The sequence below is a fragment of the Shewanella xiamenensis genome (genome assembly GCF_014647135.1).
GTDB classification, from domain to species: Bacteria; Pseudomonadota; Gammaproteobacteria; order Enterobacterales; family Shewanellaceae; genus Shewanella; species Shewanella xiamenensis.
On the sequence record NZ_BMOP01000012.1, the window covers coordinates 50,240 to 64,024 of the forward strand.

12 protein-coding genes are annotated in these 13,785 nt (G+C 47.3%); 4 read left to right on the forward strand and 8 right to left on the reverse strand.

What is annotated here, in order from left to right; genetic code table 11:
* From iscU to trmJ, 5 genes are all read right to left on the reverse strand, one after another.
* Positions 1 to 384 (reverse strand): Fe-S cluster assembly scaffold IscU, encoded by a 384-nt coding sequence (gene iscU / locus IEY09_RS11955; protein WP_011072277.1) that lies wholly within the window; start codon positions 382 to 384, stop codon positions 1 to 3.
* A 37-nt stretch (positions 385 to 421) separates the two neighbouring features.
* Positions 422 to 1,636 carry an IscS subfamily cysteine desulfurase gene (locus IEY09_RS11960; RefSeq protein WP_037418361.1) on the reverse strand — a complete coding sequence of 405 codons (1,215 nt, stop codon included), beginning with the start codon at positions 1,634 to 1,636 and terminating at the stop codon, positions 422 to 424.
* Positions 1,637 to 1,714: 78 nt separating this feature from the next.
* Complete coding sequence (iscR, locus tag IEY09_RS11965; protein WP_006081858.1) at positions 1,715 to 2,176, reverse strand: Fe-S cluster assembly transcriptional regulator IscR; 462 nt, start codon at positions 2,174 to 2,176, stop codon at positions 1,715 to 1,717.
* Positions 2,177 to 2,527: 351 nt separating this feature from the next.
* The gene (cysE, locus tag IEY09_RS11970; protein ID WP_037418369.1) at positions 2,528 to 3,349 is read right to left on the reverse strand and encodes a serine O-acetyltransferase; all 822 of its coding nucleotides are present in this window, start codon (positions 3,347 to 3,349) and stop codon (positions 2,528 to 2,530) included.
* A gap of 45 nt (positions 3,350 to 3,394) precedes the next feature.
* A complete protein-coding gene (gene trmJ / locus IEY09_RS11975) occupies positions 3,395 to 4,120 on the reverse strand; it encodes a tRNA (cytosine(32)/uridine(32)-2'-O)-methyltransferase TrmJ (RefSeq protein WP_188871209.1) in 726 nt (241 codons plus the stop codon).
* Positions 4,121 to 4,274: 154 nt separating this feature from the next.
* On the opposite strand from trmJ, the gene suhB reads away from it, so the two are divergent.
* Positions 4,275 to 5,078, forward strand: coding sequence for an inositol-1-monophosphatase (gene suhB, locus IEY09_RS11980; protein WP_011072272.1), 804 nt, complete (start codon positions 4,275 to 4,277; stop codon positions 5,076 to 5,078).
* Between the two features lie 92 nt (positions 5,079 to 5,170).
* Here suhB and lolE read toward each other — a convergent pair whose 3' ends face one another.
* From lolE to IEY09_RS11995, 3 genes are all read right to left on the reverse strand, one after another.
* Entirely contained in the window at positions 5,171 to 6,421 is a 1,251-nt protein-coding gene (lolE, locus tag IEY09_RS11985; RefSeq protein ID WP_140907026.1) for a lipoprotein-releasing ABC transporter permease subunit LolE, read from the reverse strand.
* Entirely contained in the window at positions 6,418 to 7,110 is a 693-nt protein-coding gene (gene lolD / locus IEY09_RS11990; protein ID WP_037418293.1) for a lipoprotein-releasing ABC transporter ATP-binding protein LolD, read from the reverse strand. The genes lolE and lolD overlap by 4 nt, the downstream gene beginning before the upstream one ends.
* 98 nt (positions 7,111 to 7,208) lie before the next feature.
* On the reverse strand, positions 7,209 to 8,441 hold the full coding sequence (locus IEY09_RS11995; protein WP_069454850.1) for a lipoprotein-releasing ABC transporter permease subunit: 1,233 nt from the start codon (positions 8,439 to 8,441) through the stop codon (positions 7,209 to 7,211).
* A 94-nt stretch (positions 8,442 to 8,535) separates the two neighbouring features.
* Here IEY09_RS11995 and IEY09_RS12000 point away from each other — a divergent pair, with 94 nt between their 5' ends.
* The 3 genes from IEY09_RS12000 (at position 8,536) to IEY09_RS12010 (ending at position 13,735) form a co-directional block, all read left to right on the forward strand.
* Positions 8,536 to 9,156, forward strand: a complete 621-nt coding sequence (locus tag IEY09_RS12000) for a hypothetical protein (RefSeq protein WP_037429792.1) — start codon at positions 8,536 to 8,538, stop codon at positions 9,154 to 9,156.
* 86 nt (positions 9,157 to 9,242) lie between these two features.
* The gene (mfd, locus tag IEY09_RS12005) at positions 9,243 to 12,737 is read left to right on the forward strand and encodes a transcription-repair coupling factor (protein ID WP_188871251.1); all 3,495 of its coding nucleotides are present in this window, start codon (positions 9,243 to 9,245) and stop codon (positions 12,735 to 12,737) included.
* The gene (locus IEY09_RS12010) at positions 12,737 to 13,735 is read left to right on the forward strand and encodes a peptidoglycan binding protein CsiV (RefSeq protein WP_037418305.1); all 999 of its coding nucleotides are present in this window, start codon (positions 12,737 to 12,739) and stop codon (positions 13,733 to 13,735) included. Before mfd ends, IEY09_RS12010 begins: the two co-directional genes overlap by 1 nt.
* Positions 13,736 to 13,785: the final 50 nt, after the last annotated feature.

The window sequence follows — 13,785 nt, forward strand, 5'->3', positions numbered from 1 at the left end:
TTACTTAGCTTGTTTAGATTTGTACTCGTCAATCGCCGCTTTAATGGCGTCTTCAGCCAAAATAGAACAGTGGATTTTTACGGGTGGCAGAGCTAACTCTTCAGCTATATCAGTGTTTTTGATCGCCGCAGCTTGCTCAATTGTCTTGCCTTTAACCCACTCAGTGACCAGTGAGCTTGATGCAATCGCACTACCACAACCATAGGTTTTGAACTTAGCATCTTCGATAATGCCGTCAGCACCGATTTTCAGTTGTAACTTCATCACGTCACCGCAAGCTGGTGCACCCACCATACCGGTTACGACTGAAGGATCGTTTTTATCGAAAGAACCAACGTTACGTGGGTTCTCGTAATGATCTATCACTTTTTCACTGTAAGCCATGATACTGCTCCAAAATTATCTATTGTCATTAGTCGAATTAATGATGGGCCCACTGCACCTGATTCAGGTCGATGCCATCTTTAAACATTTCCCACAATGGAGACATTTCTCTTAATTTATCAATAGATTGAGTAATAACTTCAATAGCGTGGTCGATTTCTTCTTCGGTGGTAAAACGGCCGATAGAGAAACGAATCGAGCTATGCGCCATTTCATCATTTAAGCCCAGTGCACGTAACACGTAGCTCGGTTCTAAACTGGCTGAGGTACAAGCCGAACCCGATGAAACCGCTAAATCTTTTAAGGCCATCATCAGTGACTCACCTTCAACATAGTTGAAACTAACGTTGAGACTGCCACTCACACGCTGAGTCATATCACCGTTGATATAGGTTTCTTCAATGTGTTTAATGCCATTCCATAATTTGTCACGCAGCTTAGCAATACGCGCGTCATCTGTTGCCATTTCAGCTTTTGCAATCGCCGCAGCTTCACCTAAACCGACGATTTGGTGAGTTGGCAGAGTACCACTACGCATACCCCGCTCATGACCACCACCGTGCATTTGCGCTTCTAAGCGGATACGAGGTTTACGACGAACATACAAGGCACCAATCCCTTTAGGACCATACATTTTGTGGCCAGAAATGGAGATCAGATCTACTTTAGTGCGTTGCACATCAATCGGTACTTTACCAGCACTTTGCGCCGCATCCATATGGAAAATAATGCCTTTTGAACGGCATAACTCACCGATTGCATCGATATCGTGGATCACACCGATTTCGTTGTTGACGTGCATAATGCTGACGAGAATAGTGTCGTCACGCATTGCCGCTTCTAAGCGCGCCATCGGAATAATGCCGTTAGATTCTGGTTCTAAATAGGTGACTTCAAAACCTTCACGTTCAAGTTGACGGCAAGTATCTAACACAGCTTTGTGTTCAGTCTTACTGGTGATAATGTGCTTGCCTTTCTTATTGTAGAAATGCGCAACGCCTTTAATGGCGAGGTTATTCGACTCAGTTGCACCAGAGGTAAACACGATTTCACGGTGATCTGCATTGATAAGATCAGCCACTTGGTTGCGAGCGACATCTACCGCTTCTTCAGCTTGCCAACCATAACGGTGAGAACGTGATGCTGGGTTACCGAAAATGCCATCCATCGTCATGTATTGGAACATTTTTTCCGCAACTCGCGGATCAACAGGCGTGGTGGCGGCATAATCTAAATAGATAGGAAGCTTCATAACACACTCCGTACTTAGCAGTCTCTGCCGAGGCTACATACAACGTACAAAAATAATTTTTATCGTATAACAAAAAGCCTATAAGCTGACTCTTTGCTCCTTTTGCATAGTGTCTTGCTTAAGCGAAATAAATTGCACATCTCGTTTCTGCATTAAGCCCGCAAGACTGATACCATCTAAAAAATCTGAAATTTGTTTGCTTAAATCGCCCCAAAGCGAGTGCGTTAAGCAGCGAGTTCCACTCTGGCAATTGCCTAATCCTTGACAACGAGTCGCATCGACAGACTCGTCAACGGCATGAACCACCATGCCAACAGAAATATCATTTGCCTCTAGGCCTAAACGGTAACCACCACCAGGACCACGGACACTTGCCACTAGGCCATGTTTGCGTAACTTTGCGAAGAGTTGTTCCAGATAGGAAAGCGAAATCCCTTGTCTTTCAGAGATATCCGCCAAGGGAACTGGTCCTGAAGCTGAGTGGATAGCCACATCAAGCATTGCGGTTACTGCATAACGACCTTTAGATGTAAGTTTCATAACTACCATAGCTCCCGAACAGGTATGGAGCTATTTCAACATACCCGAGTAAATCAGTCAAGTATAAAACCGAGTAAAACACTCAAGTATTTAAGCGTGCCGTTAACCAATACCCTTTCATCTTGGTGGGGTATTTAACCTTTTTCTGCCCTAAGATTCAATGCCAAAGGGGCAATTAATCACCCAAATTGGCCTGATATCGGGATCTAACGCACTATCTTGAAATGAAAGCAGAGCACGCATGCCCAAAGTGTTCAAAAGCTATGCAATGGGATTTGCACTATCGAAATAAAAGCGTTAGCAGAGTGGTGACACTCTAATGAAATTGCTTCTACTCTACTATTTTCAGGACTATATACTTGGATCAAACTCATCAAGCGCACTTTGGCGCTTATCAGCAGCCGCCTTTTCGACATCGTTAAAATCGCCAACATTCAGCTCTGGCAATCTTTCGGTGCACACATCGCCACCTAAACGCTGGATAGCTTGACACAATTCCTGCACCTTTGAGTCCATCAAATGCATATGGTCCAGCATTTGACCAATCGCGTTAGCAACGGGATCGGGATTATCAGGTGAGACCGCGTAAGCATCGAAACCATACTTCTTAGCCATAGCACTACGGCGTTCGGATTTTTCTTTTGATTGTGGTGAGGGCGTTGCTACCACACGCCCAGGAATACCAACCACTGTCGTATCCTTAGGCACATCTTTTACTACAACAGAATTTGAGCCGACACGCGCCCCATCATGCATGGTGATAGGACCTAAGATTTTGGCGCCAGCACCAACAACGACGTTATTACCCAGTGTTGGGTGACGCTTACCTGCTTGCCAAGTGGTGCCGCCCAATGTCACGCCGTGATACAAGGTGCAATCATCGCCAATTTCAGCGGTTTCACCGATCACTACGCCCATACCATGGTCGATAAAGAAACGATCGCCAATAGTAGCACCAGGATGGATCTCCACTCCGGTCAACCAACGCGAAAAAGTCGATAAACAACGAGCCATTAAGCGCCAATCACGCTTCCATAATTTATGGCTTATCCGGTGCAGCCAAATGGCGTGCATGCCAGGATAATTAACCAAGATCTCAAAGGCGCTACGCGCCGCGGGATCACGGTGATATATAGATTCAATGTCTTCTTTTAGCCTAGCTATCACACCCATTACTCAATCCTTCGCGATTACCGTTATTTACCAAATTTGCTTTGGCTATTTTTGTTTATTACCCACCACTTTATCAATCGAAGTCAAAATTCCCCGAAGAATATTCATTTCTTGACTTTCGATACGTGCACGGCTGAATAGACGGCGTAACTTTGTCATCACTTGGCCGGGATGGTTTTTAATAATAAAGCCAGTCGATGATAAAGTACTTTCAAGATGTACAAAGAAACGCTCAAGATCGGCAGAGAGTGGATATTCTTCAACCTCTTGTGACACCGCCGTTTGGGCTAAATGTGCCACACGCGTCTCATAACAAATGATTTGCACAGCCTGCGCGAGGTTCAATGAGCTGTATTCAGGGTTAGCAGGAATCGCCACATGGTAAGTACATTGCTGTAATTCTTCATTAGTTAACCCATGATTTTCACGACCAAAGACGATGGCGACAGGCCCAGTTATCCCTTCGGTCACCAGCTTTTGTCCCGCTTCTCGCGGATCGAGCATAGGCCAATCCAAGGTACGGCTACGGGCACTGGTGGCAATCACCAAACTGCAATCGGCGATGGCTTCTTCTAAGGAATTCACTTTAACCAGATGTTTTAAAATGTCCGAAGCGCCTGCGGCCAAGGCAATGGATTGACCGTCCACTTCACATCTTGGTTCGGCAAGATACAGGGTTGATAACCCCATCGTCTTCATCGCTCTGGCGGTTGAGCCAATATTGCCGGGGTGCGATGTCCCCACTAAAATCACCCGAATATTACTTAGCATGAAACGACTTAATTTAATTCACAAAACACAGGGAGCGAATACTATCACAGGCGTGCGCGAATGCTTATATGAAAATCGGTATTTGATATAACAATCAAATCGAGTATAATGCCGCCCGCTATTTTTAACGTTCTTTAACATCCAGGGGATTGCAATGCATCCGATGCTGACGATTGCTGTTCGCGCTGCTCGCGCGGCCGGCCAAACTATTATGCGTGCCTACACTGAACTTGACCGAGTTGAAGTCAGTGCTAAAGGTATCAACGATTTTGTTACCAGTGTAGACAAGGAAGCAGAAGCCGCTATTACCTATCAAATTCGTAAATCTTACCCAGATCACACTATCGTGGGTGAAGAAAAAGGCGAAAACCGCGGTGAAAACAAAGACTATATTTGGATAGTCGATCCTCTGGATGGCACTAACAACTTCGTTAGAGGCATTCCCCATTTTGCGGTTTCTATCGCACTCCAATACAAAGGCAAAACTGAAGTTGCCGTTGTTTATGATCCAGTTCGTGAAGAATTATTTACCGCTATCCGTGGTAAAGGCGCCAAATTAAACGATTTCCGTATTCGCGTGACCAATGTTAACGAACTAGCACCAACCATTATCGGTACAGGTTTTCCATTTAAAGCCCGTCAACATACCGAAACCTATATGGCCATTTTCGGCGAAGTGTTTGGTCATTGTTCAGACTTACGTCGCACAGGTTCTGCAGCATTAGATTTAGCCTATGTGGCCGCAGGCCGTTTAGACGGTTTCTTTGAAATTGGCTTAAAGCCATGGGATATCGCTGCTGGCGATCTGTTATGTCGTGAAGCGGGTGGCACAGTCACTGACTTTACTGGCGGTCATAACTATCTGATCTCTGGCAATATCGTTGCGGGTTCTCCGAAAGTGACGACCGAATTAGTAAAAACCATGCGTCCTTTACTAAACGAAGGCTTAAAGCGTTAATCACGTTTAGCGCAAAACAAGACCAAAAAGGCCAGTGATATTATCACTGGCCTTTTGTTTTTGAGCTTTTAAGTGCAGAACGGTAGCGCCAGTTATCTGCCCGCCAATGCCTGTGCAGGACCAATTTGACTTGCTTTCCATGCAGGATACAGGGTTGCAATCAGGCTCATTATAAACGCGGTGGCAATCACTAAACCGGCATCCGCCATATGCAGTTCGGAGGGAAGAAAATCCACAAAATACACATCCGCAGATAACAATTGGATCCCAAGTAATTGCTCAATGCCACGAGCAATAGCACTGAGATTAATGGCTGTCGCAATACCAATCACCCCTCCGAGCGCACACCCCACTAAACCGTTTAATGCTCCCTGCACCATAAAAATGCCCATTACCGATAAACGACTCAGTCCCATGGTCATCAGGATCGCAATTTCACTGGCCTTATCGCGCACCGCCATCACCAAGGTCGAGACAATATTGAAACAGGCCACACCGATCACCAGTACTAATACGAGGTACATTATGGTGCGAACCAATTGAATATCTTGATATAAATGACCTTGTGTTCGAGTCCAATCACTAATATACACTGACTGATTCAACGCATAACCTAACTCGCGAATTTTCGCTGGCGCCTCAAACACCTGCGCCACGCTGATGCGAACCCCCGTCACGCCTTGATGTAAATTAAGGATATTTGCCGCATAACGCATGGGAATATACGCGGTGGTTAATTCAAGCTCTCCACCTAAGCGATACACACCTGACACCACAAAGCGATGGCTTTTTGCAGCACGTAAGCTTCCCGCATGTTCAGGGTCAAGATCTTGTACATACAGCGCCAGCGTATCGCCGACTTCGAGGCCTAATTTTTTCAGCAAACTTTCACCAAGGACGATGTGATTATCATCTTCACTCAAGCTCTGCCAAGTCTCGGGATTCATAAATTGCGACAATGTAGAGACTTTTGCCTCTTGTTCAGGATCAATGCCAACGACAGCAAGCCCCTGAAAACCACCGGGCTTTTGCACTAAACCCTGCATACGAATAAAAGGTGCCGCCGCCGTAACGCCTTCAATCTGCAACGCGGTTTGCTCAACAGCGCGCCAGTCAGCAATCGGCTCATTCACGCCTACCACATCGGCTTGGGAGATCACCCCGAGTAAACGTTGCTCCAGCTCGCGCTCAAATCCATTCATCGCCGAGAGCACGATAATCAATACGGCGACGCCTAAGGCGATACCCGCTGTCGATGCAAAGGAAATAAAGCTAATAAAACTATTGGATTGGCGCGCACGGTAAAAGCGCCAACCAATCGAGAGGGCTAATGGTCCTTTCATTGGGCGCTATCCGGTACTTGTAGATAACCATTTTTCATGGTGAGTTGTCTGTCCATCCGCGCAGCCAATTTAGGATCGTGGGTGACCACCACAAACGCGGTACCGAGTTGATTGGCCAATTCGCGAATGAGTTCATACACGGCCTCGCCGCTCTTCGCATCGAGATTTCCCGTAGGTTCATCGGCCAGTACGAGTTTGGGTTTATTGATAAGCGCACGGGCGATTGCCACTCGTTGCCGTTCACCGCCCGAAAGCTCAGCAGGAATATGGCTCATTCTGTGCCCAAGACCCACTCTCTCGAGCAAAACCTTGGCATCGGCTTGCGCTTGGCTGCGATCACGACCTTGGATAAATGCCGGCATTGCCACGTTTTCCAGGGCGGTAAATTCAGGCAATAAATGATGGAATTGATAAATAAAGCCTAAATCCTGATTACGGATCTGCGCCTGACGCGCACTGCTCACCTGATATAAATCCTCACCTGCCAACAACACTTTGCCCGATGAAGGTTTATCAAGCGTCCCCATAATATGCAGTAACGTACTTTTGCCGGAGCCAGAAGTGCCCACAATCGCCAGTTGCTCGCCCTTAAATACCTGTAAATCGACGTCGGATAACACTTGCGTGGTCACATCGCCATCGTGATAACTCTTACTCACCGCCTGCACTTGCAGTAACACATCTTGCATTGAGATTCTCGCTATTGATTCTATATGACATGGGTTAAGTGCCACGTCTAAATTCGACTTTTACTTTGGCGCAATTTTTTTAGTCGTTGAAAACACCGTTATTCATAACGCAGCGCTGTCGCTGGCTGCACCCTTGCAGCCCGTAGCGCAGGGTAAAGAGTTGCCACTAGGGTCACCACTAAGGTACCGACAATAATCAGCGACAATTGCCCAAGCGCCAGTTTTACCGGCAACATTTGTCCAGTCCCTAAAATCGAAATACCCAGGGTTGCCATAATGCCATTCAAATTAAGGGTAATTAGAATACCCACCACTAAGCCCAGCGCTAAACCTAACACCGCATTCAATAAACCTTGCACCACAAAAATGCCCATCACAGCTGAGGTTCTTAAACCTTGGGTTTTAAGCACTGCGACATCGGTGGTTTTATCGACAACCATCATTACCAACGCCGAGACAATATTGAATGCCGCCACCGCCACAATCAGGCTGAGCATCAGCGACATCATGTTTTTTTCCATCTTCACTGCGCTAAATAGATGTCCATAGGTGTCACGCCAATCGCTCGTTGTCGCCTCGATGCCCTGCTCTGTTAAGATTTGCTGCACATCCTTGGCAAGCGCAGGCGCGTTAAAAGGATCGTTTAAATACAGCCTTAGCTGGTTGATTTCATCACTGGGCTGACGCATTAACCGCTTTGCATCTTGGTAATGGATATATGCAACGCCCGCATCCACTTGTGAACCCATTTCGAACACTGCAGACACTAAAAACTTACGTTGGCTGGGCACAGGGCCAAGCGGCGAGTACACCACGCCATCGCCACTTAATAAGCGTACCGTATCCCCAGGGCTGACTTTTAATTGACGGGCAAGCTCGCTGCCCAATATGACCTTATACTGGCCACTGGTTAACTCGTTAAACGCGCCGGAATAGGTATGTTGCGCCACCGCGGAGAGTTTTTCGGCAAGCTCTGGAAACACCCCAAACACTTGCACGGCGCGGATATTCGCCGCCGACTGCACCATGGCTTGCGTCGACACGCTGGGCGTCACCCCTTGCACGCCTGGCAGCTTAGTTAGCTTTTCTGCCGCAATAGTCCAATCGCTTAATGGAGCTTTAGTATAAACAGTCAATTGCGGTACAGCGCCAAGGATGCGCTGCTTTAATTGCCCTTCGAGGCCATTCATCACCGAACTGACCACGATCAAGGCGGCAACCCCTAAAAAAATGCCCGAAACGGCAAATAAGGTAATAAAAGAAGCAAATGCGTTTGCTTTTCTGGCCCGCCAATAACGGTAACCAACGTAGAGAGGGAATCGAAGATCCATTGAAAGAGGGCTGCGTCCTGTGTGCTGAACTTGCTAAATCATAAAGATGGGCACGATAATAGGGGTTTAGGTTCTATAAATAAAGAGGCAAGCCTTGTTCACTGACACCAATCCGTATTTTAGTGTGCCTCATCCCTTTACCGCTTACTTAAGCCTCTGGGACGAAAACCGACCTCTACCCAATGAAATGGCTTTAAGATCAATGCAATCCTTAGGGATCCAGCTATTGAGTGAAGTAAAAGCCCTCGAAGCGAGCTGTTTGTTACAATTGCGGCATTTAGATAATGAAGCCAAGGTGGTGGTGGATTTTCTCAAGCTACAATCGCGCAAGGTGGATTTAGTCCTGCAACACGTGCTCGAAAAAGAAGTCCAAGAGGGTGATAAATATGATGGTTGTCAGTTTGGTGGTAGCGGTATTCGCATAATCAGCACGACCGAATTACCTCTAGGGCGCCATTTTAAAGTGACCTTATTTATCCATGACGAACTGGTCGCTATTTTATGTTTTGCCAAGGTCACCGCTTGTATGCTCTCACAGGAAGCCCAATCAACTGCGCAGCAAGCACAACAGCACAACGCATCGTCGCCCTATCTAATCGACCTCGAATTTAGCCAAATACTGGATTCGGATGTGGAGCAACTGGTCAAAGCGAGTCTCAATGTTCAACAAAAACAACTTAAACTGCGTAAACAAGCTAGGGACGAACGCCAATAAAGACGAGAGTTTTCACTAGCACCCTCGCGCCCAAGTCACTACAATAAATGCAACTTTTTGTGAATGAATCCGTTTATCCCACGCCAATGACACATATTTCAGCCCTAACACCGCCCGTTGTAAAAAATGGCACTCAAATGCAAACTCTGTCGTGTATCACCGGAGTGGGTCAAGTGGTCACCCTCGCCAGCTTGATACGCCAACACCCAGGCACCACGCTCATTGTCACCAGTGACACACCAACGGCATTGAGTCTCGAGTTAGAGCTTAATTATTTATTAGCGAACACCACCATTAAGGTGCGGCTGTTTCCTGACCGTGAAACCCTGCCCTACGACAGTTTTTCACCCCATCAGGATTTGATCTCCCAGCGTTTAGAAACCCTATCGCAAATATCCCATGCTGAGCACAGCGTGGTTATCGTGCCGGTGACAACACTGATGATGCGCTTGCCGCCGAAATCCTATTTAAGCTCCAATGTATTTGTGCTTAAAAAGGGCGATAAATATCAGCTCCATGATGTGCGCCAGCAATTAACCGATACGGGCTATCATTTAGTTGAGCAAGTTTACGAACATGGCGAGTTTGCCATTCGGGGCTCAATTCTCGATATCTTCCCCACCGGCGTAAATATGCCGCTGCGTATCGAGCTTTTCGATGATGAAGTTGAAACTATTCGCCATTTCGACCCAGAGACCCAGCGCTCATCCACACCCGTCGATGCGGTGCGATTATTACCGGCAAAAGAATTTCCAACCGATAGCAGTGCTATCGAAGGCTTTAGACAACGCTATCGCCGCCGTTTTGAGGTGATCGTTAAAGAGCCAGAGTCGGTTTATCAATTGGTGAGCCGAAATTTGATGCCCGCTGGGATTGAAAACTATCTGCCACTGTTTTTCGATGAGGTCGCGACGCTATTTGATTACCTGCCGAAGGACACTCAGTTAGTCACCTTGGGCGATATCGAAAAATCCGCTCGCGCCCATTTGCATGAAGTGGAAACACGGTATGAAGACCGACGGGTCGATCCGCTACGACCACTGCTTGCCCCTAAAGAACTGTATTTACTGATAGAAGAATTATTTGCCGCCTTTAAGCCGCTACCTCGCTATCAATTTGTGGCCCCAAATCCTGACACCAATGGTGCTGCGGCGCAAATTGATGCCAGAGCCTTGCCTGAGGTAAGCGCCAATCACAAATTAAAGCAGCCGTTAATCGCACTGCAGGATTATGCTGAGCAGGCGCCGCGCATATTATTTAGCGCAGAATCTGAAGGTCGCCGTGAAGCGCTGCTCGAACTCTTAGGTAAAATCCAGTTAAAGCCTACGGTATTTAGTCATTTTGATGAGTTTATTAAAACTGATACCAAACTTGGCTTGATCGTTTCGCCCTTATCCCGTGGTTGTGTACTGGGACTCGGCGCACAAACTGCCGTCAGCATCATCTGCGAAACTGAGCTCTTCGGCCAGCGGATTTCACAGCAGCGTCGCCGCGAAAAACAGCGTCAGATCAGTAACGATACCTTAATCAAAAACTTAGCCGAGCTGAAAGTTGGCCAGCCGATCGTACACTTAGAGCACGGTGTTGCCCTTTACCAAGGTTTAGTCACCCTCGATACTGGCGGCATTGTTGCTGAATATTTGCAACTTGAGTACTCAGGTGGCGATAAGCTCTATGTCCCCGTTTCCAATTTACATTTAATTAGCCGTTATAGTGTTGGCGCCGATGGGGAAACGCATCTTAATAAACTCGGTAACGACACTTGGGCTAAGGCAAAAAATAAAGCCATTGAAAAAATCCGCGATGTGGCCGCAGAACTTCTCGATGTCTATGCACGTCGCCAAGCTCGTCCGGGTGAGAGCTGCGAAATCAATGACGAAGAATACGCTCAATTCGCTCAAGGTTTCCCCTTTGAAGAAACCGTCGATCAAGAAAGCGCAATACATGCCGTGCTCGCCGATATGCAATCGCCAACCGCAATGGACAGATTAGTTTGTGGTGATGTGGGCTTTGGGAAAACCGAAGTCGCGATGCGCGCCGCCTTTGTGGCGGTGAATGCGGGTAAACAAGTGGTTGTGCTGGTACCCACCACGTTACTCGCCCAGCAGCACTACGAAAACTTTAAGGACAGATTTGCCGACTGGCCGGTGGTGATTGAAGTGATGTCACGCTTTAGAACCGCCAAAGAGCAGACCCAAGTGCTAAAACAGCTCGAAGAAGGCAAAGTCGACATCGTGATTGGCACCCATAAGCTGCTGCAATCCGAGGCTAAATTTGAGAATTTAGGCCTACTTATCATCGACGAAGAACACCGATTCGGTGTCAGACAAAAAGAGAAAATCAAAGCACTGCGGGCCAATGTGGATATTTTGACCCTCACCGCCACACCGATCCCCCGCACCTTAAATATGGCGATGTCGGGAATGCGCGACTTATCGATTATTGCCACACCTCCCGCAAAGCGTTTGGCAGTGAAGACCTTTGTGCGCGAATCCGATCCCGCGACGGTGCGCGAGGCTATATTGCGTGAAATCCTCCGTGGTGGCCAAGTCTATTACCTGCACAATAATGTCGAAACCATTGAAAAATGTGCCCAAGACATTAGTACCTTGTTACCCGAAGCGCGGGTGGTGGTCGCCCATGGCCAAATGCGTGAGCGGGATCTTGAGCGGGTGATGTCGGACTTTTATCACCAAAGATTCAACGTGTTAGTCTGTACCACTATTATCGAAACCGGTATCGACGTCCCGAGTGCAAACACCATTATTATCGAACGCGCCGACACCTTTGGTTTAGCCCAGTTGCATCAGCTACGTGGCCGTGTGGGTCGCTCTCACCATCAAGCCTATGCGTATTTGATGACGCCACATCCTAAACGTATGACTAGCGATGCTCGCAAACGTCTCGAAGCCATCGATGCCCTTGAGGATTTAGGTGCCGGTTTTATGCTCGCCACCCAAGATTTAGAGATCCGCGGCGCAGGCGAACTCTTAGGTGATGAGCAAAGCGGCCATATCTCAAAAATTGGCTTTAGCCTCTATATGGAAATGCTTGAATCGGCGGTCAAAGCGCTTAAGCAAGGTAAAGAGCCATCGCTGGCGCAAATGCTCAATCAGCAATGTGAAATGGAGCTCAGAATTCCGGCCCTATTACCTGAAGACTATGTCGGTGATGTGAATATTCGTCTGTCGCTCTACAAGCGTATCGCCAGTTGTGACAGCGAAGAAGCCTTAGACGAACTTAAAGTTGAGCTTATCGACCGCTTTGGTTTGCTGCCCGAGGCCACTAAAAACTTGATGGAAATGACTCTGTATAAACATCAGGCAACTCGGCTAGGGGCTACTAAAATTGAGGTACACGCCAAGGGTGGCAGTATCGAATTTAGCCAAGATCATAATATCGACCCAGGCTTTATCATTGGATTACTGCAAAGTCAGCCACAAATCTATCGAATGGACGGGCCGAATAAGTTAAAGTTCATGCTCAGCGCCGAAACGGCAAAAGAGAGGCTCGCGTTAGTCAAGCTCTTGCTCGAACAACTATCTCAACATCAATCGCAACATCGTCTTGGAGATAAATAGTGTTACGTCAACTCGCGGTCTCTATCGCTACACTTATTGCACTTTCACACAGTTCACTTGCCCGTGCTGAGGCGTGGTTCGAGGTTGAAGTCTATATTTTCGAACGCCAAAGCCAGTCAACTGAACAATGGCCTATGGCCCCAATTGAGACGAAAACCAATAGTGCAATCGACCTGATCTCACCGGTTGTCGGTCAGGCTGTGGTCTCCATGAGTAATGAGTCTGCGCCTTGCACACTTGTTTATGATGCCGATGCCAATAGCCATTGCGCAGAAAACACAAATACGAATGCCACTAATAACACCGATAATAGCACTAGTGGCAGCTTAAGGATCACAGGCCCAAGCACAACGACCACCCAGTACCGTTACCCAAGCATGATCCCATCGGAAATCGGCAGTAGCAGCCAAACCTACGCCAAACTTGGCAGTGGCCCGGTATTACTCGCAAGCAACCAAGGTCAGTTTGCAAGTATCGTTAATAGCTTATCCAGAGAACGTGGTAATCGCAGTCTACTGCACATGACATGGCAGCAACCTATGACGGGTAAAAGCGGCTCAGTGCCTGTTCGCCTATTTGCTGGTAAGGATTTCTCCGCCAACTACCACTTCGATGGCCGCCAAATTGTGCAACAAGCGTTAAACAGTTCGATGCAAAATACTCAAGGCTCCCAAGGAATGGCTTTAGAAAGTTCGGCACCATTACTGCCCTCTCCTGTTTGGCAACTTGATGGCACGTTAAATATTTATCTCAGCCACTACCTCTATATCGAAACGGCCTTAAATCTTCGCAAAGAAGGACGTAAGTTAATGCCAGTGCCAACCGATGAAACCAGCACAAATACTAATGCGACGCCAGTTAAAGTGATGACGCCTTACCTGATGTCTATTCCGCTGGAACAGAATCGCCGGGTGAAAAGTGATGAAATTCATTATCTCGATCATCCCGAAATGGGCATGGTGATCCAGATCCGTAAGATGGCACAACCTAACGCATAAAACGCCAGCCAATCAATGCTAAATAAAAAGCGGTAATACGAGTGTAATTA